Source organism: Agrobacterium sp. fls2-241-TYG-188a (genome assembly GCF_030209845.1).
The window spans coordinates 72,267-97,712 of the sequence record NZ_JARVRD010000006.1; the positions used below are offsets into that span (position 1 = coordinate 72,267).

21 protein-coding genes are annotated in these 25,446 nt (G+C 56.5%); 8 read left to right on the forward strand and 13 right to left on the reverse strand.

The window, feature by feature from the left end; all coding sequences use genetic code 11:
- The first annotated feature begins 318 nt into the window (after positions 1–318).
- Together QRN85_RS18165 and QRN85_RS18170 are read left to right on the forward strand one after the other, a co-directional pair.
- Positions 319–1,644 (forward strand): O-antigen ligase family protein, encoded by a 1,326-nt coding sequence (locus tag QRN85_RS18165; protein ID WP_284759657.1) that lies wholly within the window; start codon positions 319–321, stop codon positions 1,642–1,644.
- A 180-nt stretch (positions 1,645–1,824) separates the two neighbouring features.
- A complete protein-coding gene (locus QRN85_RS18170) occupies positions 1,825–2,916 on the forward strand; it encodes a polyamine ABC transporter substrate-binding protein (protein ID WP_284759658.1) in 1,092 nt (363 codons plus the stop codon).
- Positions 2,917–3,052: 136 nt separating this feature from the next.
- On the opposite strand, the gene QRN85_RS18175 is transcribed toward QRN85_RS18170, so the two are convergent.
- Entirely contained in the window at positions 3,053–3,958 is a 906-nt protein-coding gene (locus QRN85_RS18175; protein WP_284759659.1) for a LysR family transcriptional regulator, read from the reverse strand.
- Between the two features lie 151 nt (positions 3,959–4,109).
- On the opposite strand from QRN85_RS18175, the gene QRN85_RS18180 reads away from it, so the two are divergent.
- Positions 4,110–4,889, forward strand: a complete 780-nt coding sequence (locus QRN85_RS18180) for an SDR family oxidoreductase (RefSeq protein WP_284759660.1) — start codon at positions 4,110–4,112, stop codon at positions 4,887–4,889.
- A gap of 99 nt (positions 4,890–4,988) precedes the next feature.
- Entirely contained in the window at positions 4,989–5,318 is a 330-nt protein-coding gene (locus QRN85_RS18185) for a nuclear transport factor 2 family protein (protein WP_284759661.1), read from the forward strand.
- A 117-nt stretch (positions 5,319–5,435) separates the two neighbouring features.
- Here the strand turns inward: QRN85_RS18185 and QRN85_RS18190 are convergent, their stop codons facing one another.
- On the reverse strand, positions 5,436–5,936 hold the full coding sequence (locus tag QRN85_RS18190) for a cupin domain-containing protein (protein ID WP_284759662.1): 501 nt from the start codon (positions 5,934–5,936) through the stop codon (positions 5,436–5,438).
- 377 nt (positions 5,937–6,313) lie between these two features.
- Here QRN85_RS18190 and QRN85_RS18195 point away from each other — a divergent pair, with 377 nt between their 5' ends.
- The 3 genes from QRN85_RS18195 (at position 6,314) to QRN85_RS18205 (ending at position 10,519) form a co-directional block, all read left to right on the forward strand.
- Positions 6,314–7,120: a GNAT family N-acetyltransferase gene (locus QRN85_RS18195; RefSeq protein WP_284759663.1), complete on the forward strand. Its 807-nt coding sequence runs from the start codon at positions 6,314–6,316 to the stop codon at positions 7,118–7,120.
- Positions 7,121–7,289: 169 nt separating this feature from the next.
- Positions 7,290–8,156, forward strand: coding sequence for a methyltransferase domain-containing protein (locus QRN85_RS18200; RefSeq protein ID WP_284759664.1), 867 nt, complete (start codon positions 7,290–7,292; stop codon positions 8,154–8,156).
- A gap of 110 nt (positions 8,157–8,266) precedes the next feature.
- Entirely contained in the window at positions 8,267–10,519 is a 2,253-nt protein-coding gene (locus tag QRN85_RS18205) for a heavy metal translocating P-type ATPase (protein WP_284759665.1), read from the forward strand.
- Positions 10,520–10,706: 187 nt separating this feature from the next.
- On the opposite strand, the gene QRN85_RS18210 is transcribed toward QRN85_RS18205, so the two are convergent.
- From QRN85_RS18210 to QRN85_RS18235, 6 genes are all read right to left on the reverse strand, one after another.
- A complete protein-coding gene (locus tag QRN85_RS18210; RefSeq protein WP_284759666.1) occupies positions 10,707–12,641 on the reverse strand; it encodes a beta-galactosidase in 1,935 nt (644 codons plus the stop codon).
- On the reverse strand, positions 12,641–13,732 hold the full coding sequence (locus tag QRN85_RS18215; RefSeq protein WP_284759667.1) for an ABC transporter ATP-binding protein: 1,092 nt from the start codon (positions 13,730–13,732) through the stop codon (positions 12,641–12,643). Before QRN85_RS18215 ends, QRN85_RS18210 begins: the two co-directional genes overlap by 1 nt.
- Positions 13,725–15,830 carry an alpha-galactosidase gene (locus QRN85_RS18220; RefSeq protein ID WP_284759668.1) on the reverse strand — a complete coding sequence of 702 codons (2,106 nt, stop codon included), beginning with the start codon at positions 15,828–15,830 and terminating at the stop codon, positions 13,725–13,727. Before QRN85_RS18220 ends, QRN85_RS18215 begins: the two co-directional genes overlap by 8 nt.
- On the reverse strand, positions 15,827–16,678 hold the full coding sequence (locus QRN85_RS18225) for a carbohydrate ABC transporter permease (RefSeq protein WP_284759669.1): 852 nt from the start codon (positions 16,676–16,678) through the stop codon (positions 15,827–15,829). The genes QRN85_RS18220 and QRN85_RS18225 overlap by 4 nt, the downstream gene beginning before the upstream one ends.
- Entirely contained in the window at positions 16,678–17,586 is a 909-nt protein-coding gene (locus tag QRN85_RS18230) for a carbohydrate ABC transporter permease (RefSeq protein WP_284759670.1), read from the reverse strand. Before QRN85_RS18230 ends, QRN85_RS18225 begins: the two co-directional genes overlap by 1 nt.
- A gap of 89 nt (positions 17,587–17,675) precedes the next feature.
- Complete coding sequence (locus QRN85_RS18235; protein ID WP_284759671.1) at positions 17,676–18,905, reverse strand: ABC transporter substrate-binding protein; 1,230 nt, start codon at positions 18,903–18,905, stop codon at positions 17,676–17,678.
- A 143-nt stretch (positions 18,906–19,048) separates the two neighbouring features.
- Between QRN85_RS18235 and QRN85_RS18240 the strand changes: the two genes are divergently transcribed.
- Positions 19,049–19,960 carry a helix-turn-helix domain-containing protein gene (locus QRN85_RS18240; RefSeq protein WP_284759672.1) on the forward strand — a complete coding sequence of 304 codons (912 nt, stop codon included), beginning with the start codon at positions 19,049–19,051 and terminating at the stop codon, positions 19,958–19,960.
- 11 nt (positions 19,961–19,971) lie between these two features.
- On the opposite strand, the gene QRN85_RS18245 is transcribed toward QRN85_RS18240, so the two are convergent.
- The 5 genes from QRN85_RS18245 to QRN85_RS18265 all read right to left on the reverse strand — a co-directional run bounded on the left by QRN85_RS18245 (position 19,972) and on the right by QRN85_RS18265 (position 25,050).
- Positions 19,972–20,772 carry a phosphodiesterase gene (locus tag QRN85_RS18245; protein ID WP_284759673.1) on the reverse strand — a complete coding sequence of 267 codons (801 nt, stop codon included), beginning with the start codon at positions 20,770–20,772 and terminating at the stop codon, positions 19,972–19,974.
- 66 nt (positions 20,773–20,838) lie between these two features.
- The gene (locus QRN85_RS18250; RefSeq protein ID WP_062586151.1) at positions 20,839–22,131 is read right to left on the reverse strand and encodes an ABC transporter substrate-binding protein; all 1,293 of its coding nucleotides are present in this window, start codon (positions 22,129–22,131) and stop codon (positions 20,839–20,841) included.
- 41 nt (positions 22,132–22,172) lie between these two features.
- On the reverse strand, positions 22,173–22,994 hold the full coding sequence (locus QRN85_RS18255; RefSeq protein WP_062586149.1) for a carbohydrate ABC transporter permease: 822 nt from the start codon (positions 22,992–22,994) through the stop codon (positions 22,173–22,175).
- Positions 22,994–23,908 (reverse strand): carbohydrate ABC transporter permease, encoded by a 915-nt coding sequence (locus QRN85_RS18260; RefSeq protein WP_284759674.1) that lies wholly within the window; start codon positions 23,906–23,908, stop codon positions 22,994–22,996. The genes QRN85_RS18255 and QRN85_RS18260 overlap by 1 nt, the downstream gene beginning before the upstream one ends.
- Positions 23,905–25,050, reverse strand: a complete 1,146-nt coding sequence (locus QRN85_RS18265) for an ABC transporter ATP-binding protein (protein WP_284759675.1) — start codon at positions 25,048–25,050, stop codon at positions 23,905–23,907. Before QRN85_RS18265 ends, QRN85_RS18260 begins: the two co-directional genes overlap by 4 nt.
- Between the last annotated feature and the right edge of the window lie 396 nt (positions 25,051–25,446).

Consider the following 25,446-nt stretch of genomic DNA (forward strand, 5'->3'; position numbering starts at 1 on the left):
TTTGCGAGCAAGCAGGAGACATCAGGCACGAACCAGTGCTTATGATCGGCGCCATGCACCGCAGCGACATGAACAATCGCTTCGCTTCAAATGTAACATCACCATCTTGATCCGAAATCATCCTGCAAGGTCCAAGCGTCAATCCCGTGTGGATTGTTCCTATCCCATGCTTGCCTCCGTGTGAGCCCATACAGGCGAGGTGCCGCGCGCTTGACGTTCTGACAATTGCCGAGAGGCTCGCTGCCGGGCGACACCAGCATGCAAAGCTGCGTTCGCTTGTTGCTGCCCACATTTTAATTTGGCTGTTCAACGATCTCAATGAAAATTCTGAAATCGACGCTGATCGACCCTGATCACAATAAAATATATGGTATATTTGCTATGGCAAGTTCATTCCTGGTCTTTGCATATTCGCAACAGATTGGCGCGATTGCTGTCGTTTTTTATTACGGGCTGTGGATCTCGCTCGTCTTTGTCGATTACCGCCGTGTTCTGGGCAATTATTCCCGCTATTTCTGGATTTTTGCTTTTGCGGTCTTTTGCTTTCTGTCGGCGTTCTGGTCGCAGGCGCCCGGCGTCTCGTTTAGAGCGGCGATCCAATATTTGTCCCACATTGCTTGCGCGCTGATTGCGATGCGCGTCTTATCGACCGCCACGTTGACGCAAGGTGGGGCGCTGGGGTGCGCTGCCGTGCTTGTTTATTCGCTTATTTTCGGCAGGTACGAAAGTGACGCGCTGGACGGTAGTTACACCTTCGTTGGAGCATTCGCGTCAAAAAATCAACTTGGCCTGTTTGCCTCGCTAGGCTGTCTGCTATCCTACGGGACCTTGATTCTGAGTGCGCGAAAGGGTTGGGTTTTTATCGCCCTGATCACTGGTGCGCTATCGTTCTATAATCTTCTGGCCTCTCAATCCGCGACGTCAATTATAACGACGATGGCGGTCCTTGCTTTGTCTGTCGCGATGCAATCGACCCTGGTCCTTGCGCCAAAGCATCGCGTCATATTGTGTCTGATGGTTTTTCTCGGTGCACTGTTGTGCGGAACTGTCGTCTTACAGATCGGCGGCACCGGATCGTTGCTTGAGGCTTTCGGCAAGGATTCGACGTTGACTGGCCGCACCTATCTTTGGCAACAAGGTATCGCTGCGCTCAGTGAAAGTCCCTTGTTCGGCGTGGGCTACCAAGGCTATTGGGTGACTGGTCTGGCGGATGCCGAGCGTTTGTGGGATGAGTTTTACATACCGTCGCGCAACGGATTCCATTTCCACAACACCTATATCGAAACCGCGGTCGAATCCGGCATCTTTGGAACCGTGTGTCTCATATTGGTCGTTCTGACGACCCTATGGGGCCATCTCGCCCGTTTTTTAACGCGGCGTAGACACGTGGAATCTCTGCTGTTGTTTGCAGTTGCAGCGCTGCTCACCTGCCGGTCATTTGTCGAAATCGATGTGCTTTTTGCATATCAGATAGGCTCGTTTCTCCTGTATTTTGTGGCGGGCAAACTGACGGTTTGCCGTGCCGTCATCGTCCGCCCAGTCACGCGAACAATAAGAACGGTGCGATACGCTTGCACCAAAGATACATGGGCGGAAGGATCGGGAGCAAAAATTCTCTCGTCGCTTAGCCACATCGCGGATTGATGCAATTGAAATTCAACATGGCGCGCTGGAAATATGGATGAAACCGGTTCGCTTCAAAGATCAGCCGTCGATCTCATCGTGAATGGGGGTGACGGCTGGGTCATGCATTGGTCTTCGTTGCGCCGCCGGGAACTCCTCAAAAGATCGACTGCGCAAATATCGAAAAAGTCGAGGTTCAAAATGTATAAAACCCTGCAAGGGCTCGCAGTGGCTGCTGTTCTTCTGAGTTCATCGTCCGTCATGGCGGCTGATCGCGTCGTTCATGTCTATAACTGGTCGGATTATATCGACCAGTCGATCCTTGAGGATTTCACGAAAGAGACCGGCATCAAGGTCGTCTATGATGTCTTTGATAACAATGAACTATTGGAAACAAAACTCCTCGCAGGCGCTTCCGGCTACGATGTCGTCGTGCCAACAGGCCCTTTCCTTGCCCGGCAAATCAAGGCGGGTGTCTTCCAGAAGCTCGATAAGACAAAGCTGCCGAATATCGGAAATCTGTGGCCAGATATCATGGACAGGCTGGCCGCCTATGACCCCGGAAACGAGTATGCCATAAATTATATGTGGGGTACGACGAGCATCGGTTACAACGTCGATAAGGTAAAAGCGGCTCTTGGCGATGTTCCGATCGACAGCTGGAACATCATCTTTGATCCCGCGAACGCAAAAAAGTTGAGCTCCTGCGGCATCAACATTCTCGATGCGCCTGACGAGACCATGGCCATCGCCCTGAACTATCTCGGGAAAAACCCCAACAGCAAAGAAACGGCTGACCTTAAAGCTGGCGCTGAGGTTTTCAAGAAGATCCGGGCCTCGGTGCGTTCGTTTAATTCGTCCGCCTATATCAACGAACTTGCGACGGGCGATATCTGCGTGACCATTGGCTTTTCCGGCGACGTGCTGCAGGCAAAGGCGCGCGCGGAAGAAGCCAAGAACGGCGTCAAGGTGGAGTATGCGATCCCCAAAGAGGGAACTTACATGTGGTTCGATAACCTCGCGATCCCCGCGGACGCCAAAAACGTAGAAGAAGCTCACGCATTCATCAATTATCTGATGAAACCGGACGTCATCGCCAAAGCCTCGAACTACGTCAGATACGCCAATGGAAATCTTGCTTCGCAAACGCTTGTGGACAAGGAGGTTCGTGAGAATGCCTCTGTTTATCCGCCGGACGCCGTGCTCGACAAGCTCTTCACGATCTCACCCTATGATCAGAAGCAACAGCGCGTTCTAACCAGGCTTTGGACGGGTATTAAGGCGAAAAACTAGCGCGTACGGTACCAGAAGAAAAGCGGCGCATCGCTCAATGGTACGAGATGCGCCGCCATCGACAGGTGAGACGGTCACCTTTGTTAGCTCAATTTGTTGAGCTGGACTCAACCGACCGTGAGGGCTTGACTGTTCTTCATCTGGCTTGAGCCGTTGCGTGAACCCTTGCCAGCGCCAGGAACGCCTTCACGCCTGCCGACAGGTTGCGGCGACCGGGATAGTAAAGGCAAAGTCCTGGAAAGGGTGGTGTCCAGTCATTCAGGATGCGTATGAGGCGGCCTTCTTCAATGTCGGCCAGAACGCTTTGCTCCATGAAGAAGCCGATGCCCGTGTCTTCAAGGACTGCCACTCTGGCGAGGCTGGCTTCGTCCAGGATAATCTGACCACGAACATCGATCTGTGCCGTCTCTCCGTCCTTCTCAAAGCGCCATCTGAAGATTGCTCCATCGGGCAAGCGTACGCGGATGCACTGATGGCTCAGAAGGTCGGGCGGCACCAAAGGGGTGCCGTGTTTTTCCAGGTATTTCGGGGAGGCAACGACGGCATATCGCTGCGGGCGCCCAAGAGCGACCGTGATCATATCGGTGGGAACGAGACCCGCGACACGGACGCCGATATCGAAGCCGTCAGCAACGATATCGACCAGCTTCCCCTCGGTCACGATGTCCACGACCATATCAGGATAGCGACGAAGATACTCCAAAACGAGCGGTGAAATGATCTCTCTGGCGGCAAAGGGTGCGGCGTTGATCCGTATCGTGCCAGATGGGGTATCGCGCTCTGACCGGACCGCCTCAAGCGCTCCGTGAATATCCTGTAGGGCCGGGCCCACCTGTTCTACGAAAAGCCGCCCTGCACCCGTCAGCGAAAGGCTGCGGGTCGTGCGATTGAACAGACGGACACCCAGATTCGCTTCCAGCTTGTTGATGGCAAGGCTCAATGCAGTCGTGGACATATCAAGATCAATAGCTGCCGCCCGAAATGTGCCTCTTCTGGCGATTGCGATGACGGCGTTGAGTTCTGTCAATCCTGCTTTGTTCATTGTCCCGATTTCCGCTGCAGCTCATCCCGGTTTATCCCACTTATAACTATAATTGTCGAATGTTAACTTTACTCATGGACGCATCAACCAAGAGGAAGAGAGACATGTCGACCGACAACGTGAACGACCGCATCACAGAGGAGATGTGCTGATGGACAATTTTCTCAATTTGAAAGGCAGACGCGTTCTCGTTACCGCGGGTACGAAAGGAACAGGCAGAGCGACTGTAGATCTGTTTCGCGACCTTGGGGCCCAGGTCATAGCGACCGCACGTTCCAGGCCAGAAGGGTTTCCAGAGGAGCTCTTCTTTGCCTCCGACCTCACGACTGTCGATGGCGCTTTGGCGGTGTCAAACGCGGTCAGAGAGCGCTTAGGAGGCGTCGACGTCATCGTGCACATGTTAGGCGGTTCTTCGTCCCCCGCTGGCGGCTTTGCTGCACTCGACGACAACCAGTGGGACGCCGAGATGAATTTGAACCTGTATCCGGCCGTCCGCCTCGACAGGGAGCTCGTGCCCGGCATGGTCGCCCAGGGACGGGGTGTCGTAATTCACATTACCTCAATCCAGCGGGTTCTTCCTCTGCCGGAATCGACGACCGCCTATGCAGCAGCGAAAGCCGCTCTTTCGACCTACAGCAAGGCGTTGTCGAAAGAGGTATCGCCCAAAGGCGTACGCGTGGTGCGGGTTTCACCGGGCTGGATCGAAACGGAAGCTTCCGTACATCTGGCTGAGCGTCTGGCTGAGCAGGCTGGCGGAGACTACGAGGCCGGGAAGAAGATGATCATGGACGGACTTGGCGGCATCCCGCTTGGGCGGCCTTCAAAACCTGCTGAGGTCGCGAACCTGATCGCCTTCCTCGCGTCTGACCGCGCCGCATCGATAACCGGCACCGAGTACACCATTGACGGTGGAACTGTCCCGACAGTCTGAGCACGATGGGCAGAGGTGACGGACCGGTTGCAAGGATCTGCCGCCCGCGCGTGGCAGAATGATGCTTCAAACTCGATCAATTCAACAAGGAGACTGATCATGACTATTGAACTGCCAAAGGCAATCCAATCCTATTTCGAAGCAGACAAGAATGGCGACACCGACGGTGTTTCGAAGTGCTTCGTGGAGACGGCCTTCGTAAAGGACGAAGGCAAAACCCATCTTGGCCGAGACGAAATTCGAAACTGGAAAAGCAACTCGTCAAAGGAGTACGAATATACGGTCGAGCCGTTCAAAATCGTAACGGAAGGAAACCGCACAGTGGTGACAAGTCATCTGAAGGGCAATTTTCCCGGTAGCCCGGTCGATTTGCGCTATTTTTTCGTTCTCGATGGCGACTTGATTCAAGAGCTTGAGATCAAGCCCTAGTCTGGGGGCATCGGCGAGAGCTACGGAAGCCCGAAAGCCGGCCTTTGCACCGGAGGGTGATTTCATCCTCCGGGCGTCGCGCCGACTTTCGGGCATTGGCCGCCGAGGCCACAGCACCTATTGCTTCGGTCGCGGTGACATGACGGAATAAACATTGTCGAAAGGCGGAGGCCCGACGATCGTAGAGCCGCCAGCATCCGCCAGTTCGGCAATGGCAGACAAATCGCCGTCTTTCAGTGAACCGATGAGCCTGAACGTCTTTTCCATGTGCCCAGGCGAAAAAAGGATCAACATCCGGACCGGCCTGTCTCCAAGATTACACCAGGCGTGCACTGTTCCCCTTTTGACGGTGGCAGAACCGCCAGCGGAAAGCACCAGTTTCTCGTCACCATTGGCCAGATGAAGGCTACCATCCAGAACGATGAAATGTTCTTCTTCGTTGGCGTGGATATGAAGCGGTACGCCATTGCGAGGTTCTGCGATAACCTCGATCATTGTGTACCTGCCTTCGGTCTCCGTGACAGACGTGCGCAGCGCAAATTGCTCGCCGGGCGTAACCTCACACCATTCACTGCCCGCAGCAGCTTTCTGGGTTAGCCCATTAACCGACGTATCCATTCGAAATTTCCTTTCAGACGTTGCATGACACCGTGTCAGCATGATGTGTCTTGGAAGGTCCGTGTTACATTTCGGATGCAGAGACATTTTTTGAAGTTACGATTGAAGCCTGAAGACGAAGCGTGAACTGGCGGTCGCAGCAAGAAAGATTGTCGCTCCCAGCCTCACGTCCGCGGCCTGCGATTGGGTTCCTGGTATCCTCATGTCATTCGTAACGTGAATTGCGAATTCGGAAACCTCAATTCCATCTTCAGCAAAGACACTCCCGCTTGCTGTGACCCATAAAATCTGTCGGCGGATGAGTCGGTTCGGTGCTGCTCAGATTTGGGAAGAGCAGGTCCTGTCGCCACTGGATTCGATGTATTGAGGAGCTGACTATGAACTCTCTGTTCCCTGTCTACGGGGCATCCGCGCACGAAGATGCTATAGAAGCGAAGGCCTTTGTAGACTGGCACCGGGTTTGTTCCAGCAAGGTTCAGGATGATCACGGCTTTCAGTGCCTTCCGCTCGAACGTGGATGCGCGATCTCACTTCCAGACGCGCCGGGCCCCACCCTCAACCGCATTTTTGGAGTGTCGACGGTTGAGGAACTGGAGGAAGCATTCACATGGATGAGCACAAAGGCTGGCACCAAATTTCTGCAGCTCAATATCGAATCCGCCTCTGACGAGGTGAGGCATTGGATCGATGTACGGGGGCTGCGTGAGCAAGGTCCTGCATGGGCCAAGCTGGTTCGTAGTAGCGAATTCGATCTGGCTTCTCCGCCACATGAGGTGACATGCCGCAAAGTTCGCTCGACTGAAGGTGAGCTCTTCGGGGCGATCATCTGTAGCGGCTTTGGCTTGTCTGAAGCGCTGATCCCCGTCTGGGCGTCAATTGTCGGAAAAGACGACTGGTCATGTTTTTTTGCTCTGGACGGAGATAGGCCGATTGGAACCGGCGCGATGTACTCGTCCGGAAACACAAGTTGGTTGGGTGGGGGAACCGTGCTGCCCGATTTCAGAAACCGCGGGGCACACAAGGCTCTGATTTTAGCCCGGCTAGACGAAGGCAAGGCGAGAGGGGCATCTGCATTCGTGGTTGAAGCCAAGATCTCTCCGCCCAGCACGGCCAGCGTTTCATACGAGAACCTGAAGAAGCTTGGTTTTGAGCATGTCTACAGCCGTAGCAACTTTGTTTTTTGAGCGCGTCAATTCTTATGACGCTGCCTGCTCCGACCAGCTCCCATAGGAAGTGTGTCCCACCCCGACCTGACGATAAACGTCCGCATTTCAAGCTTTGGGGAAGAACCTCCCATGCCGCGGCAATGTAAAACGGGTCGAATTGTCATTGAATATCCAGGAAGGTTACAAAATGTCTGAGACTTTCATTCCGCAGCTTCAGGAACTCGCCAAATCTGCACGGATGCTTGCGCTCGTGGGTGCTTCGATCAAGCTGCGCTCCGATGCTTCGGTTGCTCCAGCCATCCGCGAGCAAATCGACGCGGGCGCGCGCATGGCTCTGGGCGATGTGGTTGACGTGACCGATGAAGAACAGCTGTCTCTTGCCCTGGTTATGGTCGAGATGGCGTTGAGCGAGGCGAGTGAGCTCTTTCGCAATCCTGACCGAGGTTCAAACTGGGAAATATTGGATGTCGCTGCGATGCAGGCCATGGGTCGTGCGTCCAAGAGTGTTTTCACGCGCATCCAGTCCATAGCCGAGACGCATCTGGGAATGCGCAAGACGTTTCACGGTACTTTTCTCGACGTCGGTACTGGGGTGGGGGGAATCGCGCTTGAAGCGGCGCGGCTCTGCCCGGATATCAGGGTTGACGGGATCGACATATGGGAGCCAGCCCTGGAGCTTGCTCGACAAAATATCGCTGAAAGCCCCTATGCGGACCGTGTTAGTGTGCGCAACCTCGATGTTTCAATGCTGGACGAGGACAGAAGATACTCACTGGCCTGGTTGCCAACCATGTTCCTCAAACGTCCGATTGTTGAAGCCGCGCTGGACCGTATCGCCCGCGCCTTCGTCAGCGATGCCTATCTTGTAGCGGGTGTGTATAGCCGTCCAGACGATCCGTTTCTAGCGCTGATGTCCAGTCTGAGAACACTTCGGAGTGGCGGAGAAATCAGTGATCCGGCCGACATCAAGGCGATGATGGAAGCACGAGGATATGTTGATATAGGGACGAGCGCGACGCCCATTGCAACTTTCGTTTTCGGAAGGCTACCGTGAGGAGGTCGGACAATCTCGGCAGCCGCGATAGTCCATCGCATCAAATTTTTCTCTTGTAGCTACAGGGGCTAGAGGTCGTAGCACGCATACATGAGCAGGAGTAATGCCACATGAATACGTCGTTGCAGACCAGATTTCGCGTTGAAGGGATGGATTGCGCATCTTGCGCATCCAAGATTGACACTGCCGTGCGGAGAATGCCAGGCGTCGAAGATGTTTCCGTATCCGTGACCATGGGCACGATGACCATCAGCCATGATGACAAAAGCGACCTCGATGCGATCACGCGGAAAGTGAAAGGGCTCGGTTACAAGGCCGAGCCGCTCGTTGACACGGCCAGAACGAGGGAAGAGCCATCACACACCCATGGAGTCGGGTGTGATCACGGTCACCACGACCATGATCACAAACATGCGCATCCGCATAAGGAAACGCCGAGCGGCACCCGCGCCCCAGATCACGCCATGGAAGGCGTCCATGGCCATGATCATGGAATAAGCGAAGGCCCATGGTGGAAGACCAGGAAGGGACGCACGACAATTCTCGCCGGAGTGGCCCTCGTTATGGCCTATGGCATCGGGCACCGCTACCCGGCAATTGAGACCTACGCCTTCACAATCGCCATGCTGGTCGGGCTCATACCCATAGCACGCCGCGCGGCCATGGCAGCTATTGCTGGCACGCCCTTTTCCATCGAAATGTTGATGACAATTGCCGCTATTGGTGCGCTTGCGATCAATGCGACGGAGGAGGCTGCCGCCGTTGTTTTCCTTTTCCTTGTCGGAGAGTTGCTGGAAGGTGTCGCCGCTGGCAGGGCGAGAAAGAGCATCACGTCGCTCGCAGCCCTCGTCCCGAAAACCGCTTTACAGGAGGTGGACGGCAAGACGATGGAAGTGCCAGCCGAAACTCTCGAGATCGGTGCCGTCATCCTTGTGCGCCCCGGTGATCGCATCTCTGCCGATGGTGTCATTCTGTCGGGAGAAAGCGCAATCAACGAAGCGCCGGTCACCGGTGAAAGTGTTCCTGTCAGAAAGGGCAAAGGTGATGTCGTCTTCGCGGGCACGATCAATGGCAATGCAACATTGCGGGTACAAGTAACCGCTGCAGCACAGGACAACACGATTGCCCGTGTTGTGAAACTCGTTGAGGAGGCACAGGAGAAAAAAGCGCCGACGGAACGTTTCATCGACCGCTTTTCAAGATATTACACGCCCGCTGTTGTCGCTGTAGCCCTGCTTGTAGCGGTAATGCCGCCCGTGTTGTTTGGGGCCTCCTGGAACGAGTGGATCTATAAGGGGCTGGCCATTCTCCTGATTGGATGCCCCTGCGCTCTGGTCATATCAACTCCGGCGGCAATTGCGGCTTCGCTTTCGGCTGGTGCTCGGCGCGGGCTTCTGATGAAGGGTGGTGCCGTCCTTGAGGGCCTCGGCAAGCTGACCGCCATCGCATTCGACAAGACGGGAACATTGACCGAGGGAAAGCCTGAGGTCACCGATATCCTGGGATTTGATTTCGCCAACATGGACGTGCTGCGCATGGCTGCAGCTCTTGAAACGGGCTCGAGCCACCCGCTCGCACAATCCATCCTGGGCAAGGCGGCAGAGCTAGGCGTCGATATTCCATCGGCAAGCAATGCCCAGGCACTGGGTGGGAAAGGTGTTAGCGCCGATGTGGAAGGCCAGCCTGCGTTTCTGGGCTCACCGCAGGCTGCCAGTGAGCGCATATCGATTGCGCAAAGCTATCGGGACATGATTGCAGCGCTGCACGCAGAGGGTAAAACCGTCTCGGTGCTGGTGGTTGGCGAAACACTGGCTGGCGCCATTGCCATGCGCGATGAGCCTCGCGCGGATGCCATCAAGGGCATACAATTTCTCAAGGACAGGGGCGTTAAGGTTGTCATGCTGACCGGCGACAATGCCAGGGCGGCACAGGCCATCGGGCGTTCCCTTGGTATGGAAGTCCGCGCCGAGCTTATGCCGCAGGACAAGCAACGGATTGTCACGGAATTGCGTGACGAAGGCTTCACTGTCGGCAAGGTTGGCGATGGTATCAACGATGCACCGGCGCTTGCTGCGGCCGATATCGGGATTGCCATGGGTGGCGGCACGGATGTGGCACTGGAAACTGCCGATGCCGCGATCCTGCACGGCCGCGTGGTTGACGTGGCGCGAATGATCGATCTTTCCAAACGGACAATGCGCATCATTCACCAGAATATTGCCATGTCATTGGGCTTGAAGGTGGTCTTTCTTGTAACCACGGTTCTTGGCGTTACGGGCCTTTGGCCAGCCATTCTGGCGGATACCGGTGCCACGGTTCTGGTGACGCTGAATGCCTTGAGGCTTCTCCGCAGTGAGCGCTAGGACTTCGCGACCTCACCCAGACCAGGGACTTGACCGGTCTGGTCGTACGGTGGGTGAACAATGGTGATGGAAGATCCAATGCCAAGTCCCGAGGGATGGGCATTTGCCAGCCGAGGCGTTAACTGGAGCCGCAGGGTTTTGGGAGGCTGCATTCATCAAGAGCGAATGCAGCCTCCGCCATCGGCTGCTAGGCGTGTTTCCAGGCCGACACGGCCTGCGGTTCCAGAACCGCTTGACCAAACAAGACGCTCGCCTCTTGCGGGATGGGCCAGGCCTCTGTCCCATAATTGAAGGCGAAGGTCAGATTGCCTCTGCGGCGAATGCGGATATGGGCCGGCAGGGAAAGCGTCTCTAGGCCCGCCTTGCGCGCCGCGAGCGCCAGGACGCTCGTCAACAGCTCTTCGTCTGCCCAGCAGGCGAGGTAGAGCATGTTGCCGCTTTCGGTCAGCGCCGGGTCCCCGTTCGAGAAGCGGGCAAGAACATCAGCCGTTGTTTCAACGGTCTCGCGCCAGCGAATGGCCGCACCCTTGACGTCTCCCGCGACAGCGTCCGACAGACCCGGACGAAGCGTCGAGACCTGGATCACGCGGTTGCCGGTTCGTTGGCCAAGAGGTCCGGGCGGCAGGTTCTTCGGGATCACGAAGTTGCGGTCACGCGAACCTGTTCTTGCGCCGATCAGCACCGTGCCGGTTGCCTTTGCGAGTGCCGCTTCGGTTGCCAGGTCGACCTCGGTCATGCAGGGAACAACCACCAGCGGATAGCCTTCCAGAGACGTGCCCGGACGCACGAAATCGATATCGAGGCCAAGGCGGCGCAGGCTTTCATACCAGCGGAAGCACAGTTCCTCGTAGCGGAAGTCCTTGCCCTGCGGCTGGATCATCGTTGTCCAGTAGCTCTGGTAATCGAAGACCAGTGCCACCTGCGCCTTCTGGACATCGGGCAGGTTTCCGAAAAGGGTCAGCTCTTCGCCGGCCTGTCGGGCCTCAAGGCCACCGGGCGAAAGCTCATCCAGGCCTGCCATGTTCAGACCGGCGTGCATCTGCTCCTGCGCGAACGGTGCCTGGCGCCAGCGGAAATAGCTGACGACTTCAGCCCCGTGGGCCAAGGCTTCCCACGTCCACAGGCGCACCATGCCTGGCTTGGGCACCGGGTTCCAGGGCGCCCAGTTGACCGGGCCGGGCTGCTGTTCCATGACCCAGAAGCGGCCTCTTCCAACACCGCGATAGAGATCGTGATGGTAGGGCGCAATATCCGGATGCGAGGTCTCGGCCCAGCGATTGCGCTCCTCTTCGGTGAAAGGGAACTTCTCGACAAAGCCGATCGGGTAACTGTCCCAGGATGCCAGATCAAGATTGTCCGCCACCTTGAAATGATCGAAATCTGAAACGAAACCCATGAAGTTGTGGGTTATCCAGCGTTCAGGCGAATGCGCGCGGAGGATGTCACACTGCATCTTGTCGTAGGCGGCGACCTGATCCGACTGGAAACGCCAGAAATCAAGCCGTGTGGCAGGGTTTGCTTCCGTGACCGTAAGGTTCGGCAAACGCACGTCGTCGAAACTTTTCAGTTCCATCGACCAGAAAACCGAGCCCCAGGCTTCGTTCAATTGGTCCGCAGACTGGTAGCGCAGACGAAGCCACTGCCTGAATTCCTTCAGATCTTCGGGGCCCCAGGATAGTGTCGTATCGTGGCAGCCATATTCGTTATCTGTCTGCCATCCGGCAAGACCGGGATGTTCGCCGTACCTTTTGGCAACGACCTCAACGATGCGGGCGCTTTCGCGCCACCATGTTCTGGAGGAAAACGTATAGTGTCTTCGAGAGCCGAACCCGCGGATCTTGCCGTCTTCGTCATAGGGCAAAATGTCGGGATGCTCATCGACAAGCCATTTCGGCGGTGTCGCCGTTGGCGTGCCGAGCACGATCCTGAGGCCAGCGGCGTGAAGCACATCCATGGCCCTGTCCAGCCAGCCGAATTCAAACTGCCCGCGAGATGGCTCGATGCGGGACCAGGCAAATTCACCGATGCGCACAAAGGAAATGCCGAGTTCGACCATCCGGCGAGCATCATCGACCCACCGCGCTTCGTCCCAATGTTCGGGATAATAACATACACCCAGCATTAACGCGTCAAATCTCCGTTGATGATTGCCCTGCCATTGCTGTCGAAGAGGTGGCAGGCCTTTGCATTGATGCCGAGTTTCAGGCTGTCGCCGGGCTTGGCGGCGGCAAGACCATCAGCCTTGACGGAAATCTCCGAGCCATCGGCCAACTCGACAAAAAACAGGGTTTCCGATCCAAGATATTCAGCAAGCCGAACGGTGCCCTCGATGACCACATCGCCTGTGCCGGTTGCGCTGATATGTTCCGGGCGGACGCCTAAGGACGCTCCTGCAAGCGCAGTGTCGGTTTGGCCGTCGAGGGAAAGCATCGTGCCTGAGGGCAGTTCGACCAGGATTTTTCCGTCCTGGCTTGTCGCGTTCACCTTCAGCACGTTCATTTTTGGCGAGCCGATAAAGCCTGCGACAAAGAGATTGTTTGGACGATGGTAGAGTTCTAGCGGCGAGCCAACCTGCTCGATCTTGCCAGCCGAGAGCACGACGATCTTGTCCGCCATGGTCATGGCTTCGACCTGATCGTGGGTCACGTAGATCATGGTGGCCTTGAGGTCCTGATGTAGCTTGGAAAGCTCTCCGCGCATCTGGACGCGCAGGGCGGCATCCAGATTAGATAGCGGTTCGTCAAACAGGAAGACTTCGGGGTTGCGAACAATCGCACGACCAATGGCGACGCGCTGACGCTGGCCGCCGGAAAGCTGGCCTGGCTTGCGCTGAAGCAGCGGTTCGAGCTGCAACATCTTGGCTGCGGTTGCAGTGCGTTCGGCAATGAGGTCCTTCGAATGTCCCGTCATGCGCAGGCCAAAACCGATGTTTTCAGCAACGGTCATGTGCGGGTAAAGCGCATAGGACTGGAACACCATCGCCACGCCGCGCTCGGATGGCCCAATCTTTGTCATGTCCTGCCCGCCGATGGACAAAGCGCCGGAGGATATTTCTTCGAGCCCGGCGATCATCCGCAGGAGCGTGGACTTGCCGCAGCCCGAGGGGCCGACGAAGACGCAGAACTCGCCATCCTTGACGTCGAGATCGACGCCCTTGATGACGCTGAGCGCGCCGAACTCTTTCTTGACGTTGCGAAGACTTACGTCAGCCATTGGTCTTGCCTCCCATGACAGGTTCCAGTTCGAGGAGCAGCGCGCTTTCCGGCTTCAGCATCGGCAATGGCAAACCGGCAAGTCCGGCGCTGGAAAGCTCGAAGCTGATATTGCCCGCGAGCAGCTTTTTCTGGCCCTCGGATATACGAATGAATTCCGGCGTTGCCGGAAGAACGGTGGTGATTTTCCATTTGCCGCCAGCCGCGACGACATTTTGAGGCAGGATCAGGGGCGCGGGCTGCTCGCTGACCATCTGCGGCCCTTGAGCAACGATAACGGCGATTTTCTCCGCACTTACCGCACCCCAGACATAGCGTCCGTCCTGCGGCTCGACCTGAAAATTCGCACCCGGCGCATGGAAGAGGCTGCGCAGGCGTTTGTAGGTGCTGATGTAGAGCTCAAGCTCGGTACGCTCCTGCGGAGTGAGCTCCAGCGGATTGAGTTCAACGCCCATGTGATAGGCCACGGCAACGAGTGCGCGGAATGCCAGCGTGTGGCGGCGCCCTGTCTGGTGATTTGGCGACGCGGAAATGTGGCTGCCGAGAATTTCCGGCGGGACGAATGTCGATGCCCCGCGCTGGATTTCCAGCCGCTCAAGCGCGTCCGTGCAATCGGATGTCCAGACGCGGTGTGTGCGGGCCAGAACGCCAAAGTCGATGCGGCCGCCGCCGGAAGCGCAGCTTTCGATTTCCACATTCGGATGCGCCGCGCGGACACGGTCCATCAGCGCATAGACTGCGCGCGTCTGTGCAGAGATCTTTGCCTTGCCATCGCGTCCGCCGGCGTGGGTCAGGTCGCGGTTCATGTCCCACTTCACGTAGGAAACGGCGTGGTTGGCCAGGACAGCATCGATCTTGGAAAAGAGATAGTCGCAGACCTCTTTGCGGGTGAGGTCCAGCACCAGCTGGGTGCGCGATTGCAGCAAGGGTCGACCATTTATCTGCAAGGCCCAGTCCGGGTGCTTCTTGAAAAGCTGCGAAACGGGATTGACCATCTCGGGTTCGAACCAGATGCCGAACTGCATTCCAAGGCCTGTAACGTGATCGACCAGCGGCTTCAAACCATCCGGATATTTGCGGGCATCGATATCCCAGTCACCAAGGCTCGTCGTGTCGTCGTCACGCTTGCCGAACCAACCATCATCAAGCACGAAACGCTCGATGCCGACCTGCGCCGCCGCAGTCGCCTGCGCTTTCAAGGACGTCATCTTGTGGTCGAAGTAATTACCTTCCCACGTATTGAGCGTGACCGGTCTCGGCGACATTTCGCCGCCGGGCCAATCAAGGAGATCATTGCGCACGAAAGCATGGAATGCTGCGCTGTCCCGTCCGGCATAGGCAACGGGGCTCCGGTAGGTTTCGCCACGTCCAAGCACGATTTCGCCTGGCTCGAACAATTCGCCGAGATGGATCAGTCGCTTGCCGTCGTCCGTGCGGTCTACGACAATCTGGTGATTGCCGCTCCAGCCGAGTGTGACGCCGAAACGTTGTCCTGCAGTCTCCAGGAAGATCACGGGAAAACGATCATGCGACGTGCGACCGCGACGGTTTTCCTGAAGCCAGACGCCGTTGCCGAGCACCTCCCGGCGCATCTGGAATTCACGGCCCCACATGCCGGTGAAACTGGTCAGTTCCGTTGTGCCGACGGGTGCGGCAAAAGTGGCCGCCATGCAGCGATCAAGCTGGTAGTCGGTGTCGCCCTTGTTGGTGAGTGCCGTCGACATCGCGATAACGCCGGAGCGATGCGCAGTCAGCCGGATTGCAATGTCGATGCTTGCGACCGCATCCTGAGCTTTCAGGACTGTCGTCTCACCATCTTGCTGCACCGTCCATGAGCCGAATTGCAGGGTGAAGTCGCTGCCACCACGATGTCCTGATATCGCTGGCCATCCGAAGAAGCCCATTCCGCCCGTCGGCAGCAAGACTGACGATGGAACTGCGACATCCATGCCATTGACCCGGCTGGAACGCTCGATATCGAAGAGTGCATCATCGCTGGTCGCAAAACTGGCGAAGGAGAGGATTTCCGGCATACCGAGCTCGGGCAGGCGCAGATTGAGCGTGAAGCCATCTGCACCGATTGTGATTACCTCGTTCATCCCTTGGTCGCTCCCAATGTCAGTCCGGCTATGAAGTGTTTTTGCATGATGAAGAACATGGCGACCGGTGGCAGCGCCGCAACCAGAGACCCCGCCGATACCAAGTGCCAGGCGGCGACCCACTGACCGTTCAACGAATAGAGGCCTGCGGTAACCGGCATGGCGTGTTGTCCCTGCACCAGAACAGTCGCCCAGAAGTAATCATTCCAGACGAAGGTAAAGACGAGAACGGAAAGGGCCGCAATGGCAGGGCGCATCAACGGCAGCACGATGTGCCGGAAGATCTTCCATTCCGATACGCCTTCGACGCGCGCGGATTCGATCAGCGCAAAGGGCAGCCCCTTGATGAAATTGCGCATGAACAGCGTGCAGAAGCCGGTCTGGAAAGCGACATGGAAAAGCACCAGTCCCATCGTCGTGTCATAGAGACCGGCCCGCAGTGTCATGTCGCGGACCGGGACCATCAGGATCTGGAACGGAATGAAGTTGCCTGCAACAAACATGAAGAACAGCAGCAGGTTTGCCTTGAATTTGTAGACTGCCAAGGCAAAGCCGGTCAGGCAGGAGAGGGCGACGGCACCGATCACGGTCGGGATCGTGACCTTGAAGGAATTGAGGATGTAGAGGCCGATCGGCGAATCCCGGAAAACGGCCGTGTAGTTTTCAACGCCTGCGAAGCCGGAGGGAATGCCGAAATAGTTGCCAGCCGCAAAATCGCCGGCAGGTCTGATGGAGGTGATGGCGACACCGATCAGGGGCACGAGCCACACGAAGAGTGCGATGGGCAGCATGATCTTGTAGCCGCGCTGAACAAGGTTCGACGACTTTTGGATGGGTGCGGGGAACATCAGGAATTCCTTTCCTGGCTGAGCATACGCACGATGAAGAGCGTGATGAAAATCATCATGATGAGGAAGAGAACGACGGCAATGGCCGCGCCATAACCCATGCGGAAACCGTATTCGGAAAGAGCCTGCTCATACATGAAATAGGAGAGGACGGAACTGGAGCCGTACGGGCCGCCTGCCGTCATGACCGAGACGAGGTCAAAGGACCGGAGCGAACCAATGACGGTAACGACCATGGCGATGAAGGTTGCCGGGCCCAGTTGCGGCAGGATGATGTTCCACAAAAGCTTTAGACCCTTGGCGCCGTCCATGCGCGCAGCCTCTACCTGTTCGGGATTGATGTTGTTGAGACCGGTCAGATAGAGGATCATGCAATAGGCCGTCTGCGGCCATAGGCCTGCGGCGATGATACCGTAGGTGACGTAATTCTCGTCCGCGAGAACGGCGATCTGCTCGCCCGTCAGCCACTCCATAATCTTCGAAAAAAGCCCGAAATCCGGTGCGTAGAACCAGCTGAACATCAGGCCGACAACGACCTGGCTGATAACGAATGGGAAGAAGAAAAGCGACTTGTAGAGCCGGATGCCATAAACATTCTGGTTGAGGAACAACGCGACCGCCAGTCCCGCCGGGATGGAGAGCAGATATAGAACCAGCCAGATGATGTTGTTTTTCAGGGAAACATAGAACGTATCGTCGTGAAGCAGTTCGGCGTAGTTGCCGATGCCGATCCAGGTCATTTCGCCCATGCCATCCCAGTCGTGGAAGCTGATCCAGATGGACTCCACGATGGGAACGAGGACATAGATGATGAACATCAACAGTCCGGGAGCGAGAAAAAGCCACGGCGCCAGCTTTTGCTGATTGCGCTTCCAGAAACTGGGCGATGGGGTAACGGCGTTGCTCACGGCGGCACCTTTGGAATTTTACAGGAAGAAAGAGCTGCCGGGTGCCTTGTGGCTGTGCCTTTGTGACACCCGGCGCTGGGAGGAACGCTTTATTTGTAGACGCGAGCGCGTATCTTCTCGAGCCGTGCCAGAATGGCGTCGATCTTGTCCGGCTTCACCATGAACTCCTGGAAGCCCTCCATGCCAGCCTTCGCCATTTCCGCCTGTGCGTCGCGGTCGTAGAACTGGGCGATGGCGGTGGCCTTGGACAGCATTTCAAAGCCAGCAAGAAGGAACGGGTCGGCTGGCTTTTCCGCCTTGTTGTTGACAGGCAACTGGCCAAGCGTCGCGTTCATTTTGGCTTGCGCTTCAGGCGATGCGACATAGGCGAGGAATTTCTTCGCATCGTCCTTGTTCTTGGCACCTTTCGGAATGTGGAACGTGTCGGTCGGTGCTTCCTCCGCAACGGGAAGGCCCGCGGTAATTTCCGGGAAGGGCAGGAAGCCGATCTGATCTTCTTTCAGCCCGCCATTTTTCATGGTCGCAACAGCGAAGTTGCCCATGAGATACATGGCAGCCTTGCCCTGTACGAGCTGTGGAATAGCATCCTGCCAGTCGACGGCAGCATGATTTTCGATGAAGTAGCCGGGCTTGACCAGTTCTGCCCACTTCTCGAAGACAGCCTTCACGCGGGGGTCGGTGTAGGGAACCTTGCCAGATGTCAGCTGCATATGGAAATCATATCCGTTGACGCGCAGATCGAGATAGTCGAACCAGCCTGCTGTTGGCCACAAAACCTTGGTGCCGATGGTGAACGGCGTAATGCCAGCGTCCTTCAGCTTCTTCGAGGCAGCGAGAAGCTCATCCCAGGTCTTGGGCGGGTTGATGCTCTGGCTCTGGAAAATGTCTTTGCGGTAATAGATGCCCCACTGGTAGTAGGTATAGGGAACGCCCCACTTCTTGCCGTCAATCGTCATGGACGATGAGGCCGATTTCAACTGGTCGTCGAGACCATTTGCGGTCCATAGGTCGGTCACGTCCTCGAACAGTCCGGCCTTGACGAAGGGCTCCATCCGGTTGCCGGCATACCATGCCACGACATCAGGGGCATCGGCGGTCAGGAAGTTGCGGATGGCAGACTTGTAGCCTTCGTGATCGAAGTTGTTCCACTTCACCTTCACGTCCGGATTGGCCTTCTGGAAGTCTGCGATCAACTCTTCCATCGCCTTTTTCGGGACGGGATCGGAGTGGTCGGAATTGACGGTGATTTCTCCAGCAAATGCCGAAGAGACCAACGAAACAGACAATGCAAGCCCGCCAAGGCTTTTCAAAAGGGTCATGTTTTCCTCCCTATGACCGTTATGTGTCTGCTCCGGATGCATTTGCGCATGCCGGAGCCATGTCCAAGTTGGACTTGATCATCAAGCGCAAACCCGCAATAATCTACCGAAATTTTGGCTATTTTCTCCAGGATTCTAAGATTATGCACATTGTGACCACCGCTATCCGTGACGAATCCGTGCCGGTTCACCCCGAGCACGATCCGAGACACCCGCTGGTTGTCTTTGGTGATCACAGGTTTTGCAGCGGGGAAGCCTCTCTCGTGCAGGTCATGCCGGGTCCGCATATGCACAGCCAGGTCGAACTTAATTTCGTGCTTAAAGGCAAGATGACCTATTGGTTCGACGGTCGGGAACTCACGATTGACGAGGGGCGGCTCTGTCTGTTCTGGGGAATGATCCCGCATCAGGTCATCGCTCGAGATGAGGGAACCCGTTTCGTGTGCCTTTATGTGCCGATGTCCTTCTTTCTCGGGCTTGCAAGCCTCACCCGCTTCAGGGATGCGGTGTTTCGCGGGGCGATGATCGAGGCGTTGGAGCTTCGATCCTACGACAATGAAATCTTTGAGCGCTGGCGCGACGAGCTGCGCTCAGGCGACGAGGGCCTGATCGAGATCGTGCGCAACGAGCTTGGCGCGCGGGTGCTGAGAATCGAGCGCGATGGCTGGCGCGACCTGCGCGAAGAGGGCTCCGCAATTGCAAGGCTCGGGGTCAACGAAAGCGAGCGCGTGGAGCATGTGGAGCGAATGCTGCGCTACATTGCCGAAAATGCGCTGAACGACATTTCCGCAGATGATGTCGGCAGAAATTCCGGGCTTCACCCGAACTATGCCATGTCCGTATTCAAGCGTGCTGTCGGCATCACGATCAACCAGGCCATCATTCGCCACCGGCTGGATACGGCACAATCCCTTCTGATCGCCACGGATTTACCCATCACCGACGTGGCTTTCGATTCCGGCTTCGGTTCGGTATCTCGCTTCTATCAGGCGTTTTCGGAGCGTTTTGGCATGAGGCCGAAGCAATATCGCGCCAGTATGCGAAGCAAGGTATGAGTGGCCGAGCGTTACGGCCCTTCGCAGACCGGCGCCTGTCCGGTGATGGTTTCGCCGACTTCGACGCCGTAGGCGCGAAAGCCTTTCTCATCCAGCATGATGATGCGGTAGCAAGGATTGCCGCCCGTCCAGAAGGGTACTGGGCTGGTAATATCCGTGATGAAGCGATGGGCGCAGGCCTGGCCTGAGCTGTAGGCGATGCCCTCGGCACTGGTTCCGGCCAGTGGCACATGGATATGTCCGAATACGATATGCCGCACACCTCCCTCATGCGCAGCGAGCGTGCGCATCATCGCGCCATCGTCATGCATGCCGATCCTGTCGAAATGGGCGATGCCGCAATCCATGGGGGGATGGTGGACGAACAGCGTAACCGGCGTTTCGCCAGCCTGTGCCAATGCGTCCGAGAGAAAGGCCATGCGGTCTTCATCATAAATGCCGCCGATGACATCGCGCTGGTGGCTGTCGAGAAAGAGAAGTCGCCCGAAATCCGTATCCAGCCAGGACTGGATATAGTCCTTCCCATCACGTGGATGGTCCGGAAACGCCGCGATGAAATTGTCGCGATCATCATGATTTCCAAGAAGCAGTCGCACCTCTGTTTGCAGCGGCGCGAGAATGTCTCGCAATATCTCATAGGCTTCCGGCTCACCAAAGTTACAGAGGTCGCCGGTCATCACCAGCAGGTCGGCATCTCCATGCTTGGCAATGATATCATCGATTGCAGCCCTCAGATGCTTTTCGGGATCGACACCGTGGACGGTCTGGCCCGACTTGACGAGATGCGTATCTGTAATCTGGATAATCTTCACAAGAACCTCTGGCGTGTTGTCGGCCGCGGAACCTCGGTCCCGCGGCCTTTGTATCGGCTTGGTTGCTTATTTCATGAGACCGTTTGTCTGCTCGACAATCTGCTTTAGGCCATCTTCCGGCGTCACTTCACCACGCATGACCGTGCCGATGATATCGCGCTGGGTACGCCAGATGCGCACGGAATCGCCACCCGGATAACCTGCCCAGGGGAGCGAGCGTTCTGCCTGCAGCGAAGCGGTCTTCACGTTCGGATGCTCGGCATAGTAAGGCGCCAGAAAGTCAGGGCCGGTCGCCAGCTTGTTTGTGGGAAGGTAGCCGGTGATGCGCACGATCACGTTCTGGGCCTCAGGACCGGTAATCCATTTCATGTATTTCCAGGCGGCGTCCTGCTTTGCCTTGTCCTGGGTCAGCATGACAGCCGAGTTGCCGCCGGTCGGTACGCCACCCTTTTCAGGATTGTCGAGAGGGAAGGTGGCTGTCTTCAGCTCGAAACGGTTGCCGACGAGGCCTTCAACGGTCTGGACGTGGGCAGGAGTGGAGAAGATGAAGCCTGTAAGGCCAGCGCCGAATTGCTGGCGCGACTGGTCCCAGTCGAGCAGGTTCTGGCCACCTTCGGTAACGAAGCGACGTGTCAGCTTCAGCGCGTTGAGACCGATCTCATTGTTGAAGGCAACGGTCTTTGAGGCTTCGTCCACCAGCTTGCCGCCCTGCTGGAAGATCAGCGCCTGCCACAACCAGTCATCTGGCCAAAGGTTGATGTCGTAGCCCATGCCGGCAACCTTGCTGTCCTGCTCATGGATCTTGCTCGCAAGCTTGATCAGGCCATCGAAGGTCTTGGGCATGTTTTCCGGATCGCCACCGGCTTTGCGGACGAGTTCGGCATTGATGTAGATGATGGGCGACGACGCATTGACCGGCAGGCCATATTGCTTGCCGTCTATCTTGCCGAGTGCTGCCATGTTGGGCGTGTAGTTCTTGTCAAGAAACGCCTGACCGCCCTCAGCCTCGATAAATGGCGCAAGATCGGTGATCTGCTGGCGTGGTACCAGCGAATGCACCAGTTCCGCCGTCAGATTGTAGCCGGAGAAATACACGTCCGGCAGGCTGCCGGTAACAGCGGCGCGCAGAACCTGCTGCTGGCCTTCATTGTAACCCGGTGCCGGAGCCAGGAAGTTGATCTTGATATCCGGATTTTTCTTCATGAATTCATCGGCCAGCGGCTGATGGAATTTAGTGAAGCCCGGCAGATTGTAGAGCACATTCAGCGTGACATCGGCAGCAAGGCTCGGGGTCGCGACGCTGGCCATGGCAAGGCTTAGGGCCAGGCCACCAAGAGCGGTCCGTCGGTTGATTTTCATGGCGGTCTCCAGAGTTTACGTTTGGGAGGAGGAGAGGGAAGTTACTTCACGCCGGTCATGGTGATGCCTGCGATGAAATGTCGTCTGGCCAGCAGAAAGCAGATGACCATGGGAGCGGTGATGATGGTTGCGCCAGCCATGAGCGCGCCGTAGTTTGCGCCCGACTCGACATCGGCGAAGAACAGCATTCCAAGAGGCGGCGGTGCGAGATTGGTGTCGGTAACGACGATCATCGGCCAGTAAAGGTCGTTCCAGTGCGCGACCAGCGAGAAGACGGAAAAGGCCGCGAGTGACGGCAGGGAGCCGCGCAGCACAAGCCGCCAGCAAATCTCCAATTCTGAAAAACCGTCCATCCGCGCGGCCTCGATGACCTCATCCGGGTAGCTTCGAAACGACTGGTTGAAGAGAAAGATGGCGAAGACCGACAGCAGGAACGGCATCATCATGGCGAAATAGGTGTTGAGCATTTCCGCCTTCGCGAGCCCCACGAAAAGCGGCAGCGCCAAGGCCTGGATCGGGACGCAAAGCGCAGCGATAACCAGTGTCAAAAGCAGCTTTCTGCCAGGAAAGCGCAGTTTGGCCAGAGCGTAGGCTGCCGGGACGGCGGTCAGGATCTGTACGATCAGAATACCAAAGCAGACGATTACGCCGTTCAGCATGAAGCGCAGCATAGGCACCTGGCTGGCGGCACGTGCGTAATTATCCACCGCCGAGAATGTTTCCGGGATCGGCCAGAGAGATACGCTGAAGATTTCCGATGACGAACGGATGGATGTCAGGAACATCCAGTAGAAGGGCAGCAGCATCAAGAATGCGCCAATAGCCAGCACCAGATGCGGCAGATATTTGCGGATGATGACCATCAGTAATGCACCTTCCGGTCCATGTGCAGAGTTTGCCCAATGGAAAGAATGAGAACGATCATGAGGAAGATGAGCGTCAGGGCTGCCGCATATCCAGTGTTGGAATATTCAAAACCTTCAAGGTAAAGCGCAAACAGAAGCACTTCCGATCCCGAACGTCCCTTAGTCAGCACTGCAACAGTCTCAAACACCTTGAAGGCAGAGATGGACGTGGTGACGATGACGAACATTGTCGTGGGTCCGAGCATCGGCCATGTGACATTGAGAAAGCGATCGATAGGGTTTCTTGCACCGTCCAGCCGGATCGCTTCGTGAAGGTCTTTTGGAATGGCCGTCAGCCCCGCCAAAAACAGGACCATGTTGAAACCCAGCACCTGCCATATCCCGATGATGGCCATGGTGGGGATGAGAAGGGACGGGTTCGACAAAAAGCCGACCGGCTCAAAGCCCATCCATTTGATCGCGGCATTGACCGGACCAAGAGAGGGGTGCAGCAGGAACTGAAAAACGGTTGCCATGGCAACCAGCGTTGCCGTCACCGGAAGGAAATAGGCAACTTCCCAGAAGGCTCGGCTGCGTTTGCGATTATAGACGAGCAGCGCAATGCCGAGGGCCAGGAAGACGCCAACGGGAATGACAATGATCGCGTAGAGAACAGTGTTTGCCATGGCGCGCAGAAAGACTGGGTCGCTGAATGCTTTCTGGAAATTCTGCAGGCCGACGAATTTCGTAGACAGGGCGCCGAGCTGATAGTCCGTCACTGAAAAAATGGCGAGGACGATCATTGGGATGATGTAGATTGCCAGCAACAGAGCAACCGCTGGCAATACAAACAGAATGCCGCGCCGTGCCATGGACGATCTGCGCGCCTTTGCCTCCGGTGCCGCCGCTGTCATTGGAACGACCGCGCTCACGCCGGCACCTTTTCACAAAGTGCCGTCTCGCAGCGTTTCTCGTCAGTGCCAAAGAGATGCACCTTGCTTCTCGCAAAGCTGATGCGCAGGTTGCCGTCAACGATGGGACCGAGATCATCGCCAGTTCTTAGTCGCATGACAAGCTGGATAGAGCGATCATCCACCAGAGCGCAGGTCACATAACGATCCGCCCCTTGCGTTTCTGTTCGCAGAATGCGCGCGTCGAAACCGTCGGCAGCGGGAAAGATGTCTTCGGATCGAATGCCGAGTGTTGCAGGAGCAGATGCAATATTGGTTGCGCGCAGGCCAAGTTTCTGGCCGTGCAGGGCGATATTCCCCGATGCATCTGCTTCAACCGGGATGAGATTTATGGACGGTGTGCCGATAAACCGTGCGACCGTTAGAGTGGCGGGCTTTTGATAAAGCTCCTCCGGCGTGCCGAGTTGCTCTATGCCACCGTCGGACATCAAGGCAATTCGGTCCGACATGGTCATCGCTTCAATCTGGTCGTGCGTTACATAGATGAATGTCGCGCCGAGACGGCTGTGAAGATTTGTCAATTCGACACGCATATGTGCGCGCAGCTTGGCGTCGAGATTCGAAAGAGGTTCGTCCATTAAAAAGGCGGCAGGCGAACGGACCAATGCGCGGGCGAGTGCTACACGCTGACGCTGCCCGCCAGAAAGCTGTGCGGGCTTGCGGTCAAGCAGGTGGCTGATCTGCAGAACATCAGCTGCATCCTTGACCGACTGATCAATGTCACGCAGCGTGTCCTTGTTCGCAATGACGCGTCCGATCAGCGGAAATCTCTGCCAGAAGGTCAGACGACGCATCCTCAACGGCGTTGCGATGTTTTCATGCACTGTCATATGCGGATAAAGCGCATAGGACTGAAATACCATGGCAAGGTTGCGATCGGCAGGGTCGAGCTCGGTTACGTCGCGGGCGCCGATGGATATCCTTCCCCGGTCTGGCGTCTCCAGCCCGGCAATGATCCTGAGCAGGGTAGATTTACCGCATCCTGACATTCCGACCAGCGAAAGAAATTCACCGGGACGTATGGAAAGATCGATCCCCTTAAGGACATCATCGGCTCCGAAACCTTTTCCGATTCCAGAAATCGTAAGCGATTGAGGCTGCATACTGCGCTCCTTTTCAAGGGGGCGTATGCAGCCGCGACATGACGTTGGTGCGACAGTTTTGAGAAGTTTCCGTAACGCATCCCGGAGCCGAAAATCACAGGTTGCGCGTGACGCTTCGCTGTCTCGTCTGACGCGATAAATATCGAAAGATCAGATATTTATCACGCTTTTGGTATGGATTGCTGCCGATGCTGCGGGATTTGCAAACCTGACTTTGGAGCGAGGCTTGAATGTGCGCTTGCTTGAAGAACAATCAAACCATCTCGCAACTGTCCAACACGGTCTTTCGGATAATAGCTATTCGAAGGCAAGCTGTCTCATTGCGACCAAGATATGCTGCTGGAGTGGGAACCGATGAGAACAAAAAGCATTACCTGAACTGAAAAACAGGAAATG

Bases quoted from the DNA above. Each gene is read 5' to 3' on its own strand.
- QRN85_RS18265 (WP_284759675.1), bottom strand. From the start codon at position 25,050: ATGCAGCCTCAATCGCTTACGATTTCTGGAATCGGAAAAGGTTTCGGA.
- QRN85_RS18205 (WP_284759665.1), top strand. From the start codon at position 8,267: ATGAATACGTCGTTGCAGACCAGATTTCGCGTTGAAGGGATGGATTGC.
- QRN85_RS18255 (WP_062586149.1), bottom strand. From the start codon at position 22,994: ATGGTCATCATCCGCAAATATCTGCCGCATCTGGTGCTGGCTATTGGC.
- QRN85_RS18190 (WP_284759662.1), bottom strand. From the start codon at position 5,936: ATGGATACGTCGGTTAATGGGCTAACCCAGAAAGCTGCTGCGGGCAGT.
- QRN85_RS18250 (WP_062586151.1), bottom strand. From the start codon at position 22,131: ATGAAAATCAACCGACGGACCGCTCTTGGTGGCCTGGCCCTAAGCCTT.
- QRN85_RS18165 (WP_284759657.1), top strand. From the start codon at position 319: ATGAAAATTCTGAAATCGACGCTGATCGACCCTGATCACAATAAAATA.
- QRN85_RS18200 (WP_284759664.1), top strand. From the start codon at position 7,290: ATGTCTGAGACTTTCATTCCGCAGCTTCAGGAACTCGCCAAATCTGCA.
- QRN85_RS18215 (WP_284759667.1), bottom strand. From the start codon at position 13,732: ATGGCTGACGTAAGTCTTCGCAACGTCAAGAAAGAGTTCGGCGCGCTC.
- QRN85_RS18170 (WP_284759658.1), top strand. From the start codon at position 1,825: ATGTATAAAACCCTGCAAGGGCTCGCAGTGGCTGCTGTTCTTCTGAGT.
- QRN85_RS18240 (WP_284759672.1), top strand. From the start codon at position 19,049: ATGCACATTGTGACCACCGCTATCCGTGACGAATCCGTGCCGGTTCAC.
- QRN85_RS18180 (WP_284759660.1), top strand. From the start codon at position 4,110: ATGGACAATTTTCTCAATTTGAAAGGCAGACGCGTTCTCGTTACCGCG.
- QRN85_RS18210 (WP_284759666.1), bottom strand. From the start codon at position 12,641: ATGCTGGGTGTATGTTATTATCCCGAACATTGGGACGAAGCGCGGTGG.
- QRN85_RS18175 (WP_284759659.1), bottom strand. From the start codon at position 3,958: ATGAACAAAGCAGGATTGACAGAACTCAACGCCGTCATCGCAATCGCC.
- QRN85_RS18185 (WP_284759661.1), top strand. From the start codon at position 4,989: ATGACTATTGAACTGCCAAAGGCAATCCAATCCTATTTCGAAGCAGAC.
- QRN85_RS18195 (WP_284759663.1), top strand. From the start codon at position 6,314: ATGAACTCTCTGTTCCCTGTCTACGGGGCATCCGCGCACGAAGATGCT.
- QRN85_RS18235 (WP_284759671.1), bottom strand. From the start codon at position 18,905: ATGACCCTTTTGAAAAGCCTTGGCGGGCTTGCATTGTCTGTTTCGTTG.
- QRN85_RS18225 (WP_284759669.1), bottom strand. From the start codon at position 16,678: ATGTTCCCCGCACCCATCCAAAAGTCGTCGAACCTTGTTCAGCGCGGC.
- QRN85_RS18220 (WP_284759668.1), bottom strand. From the start codon at position 15,830: ATGAACGAGGTAATCACAATCGGTGCAGATGGCTTCACGCTCAATCTG.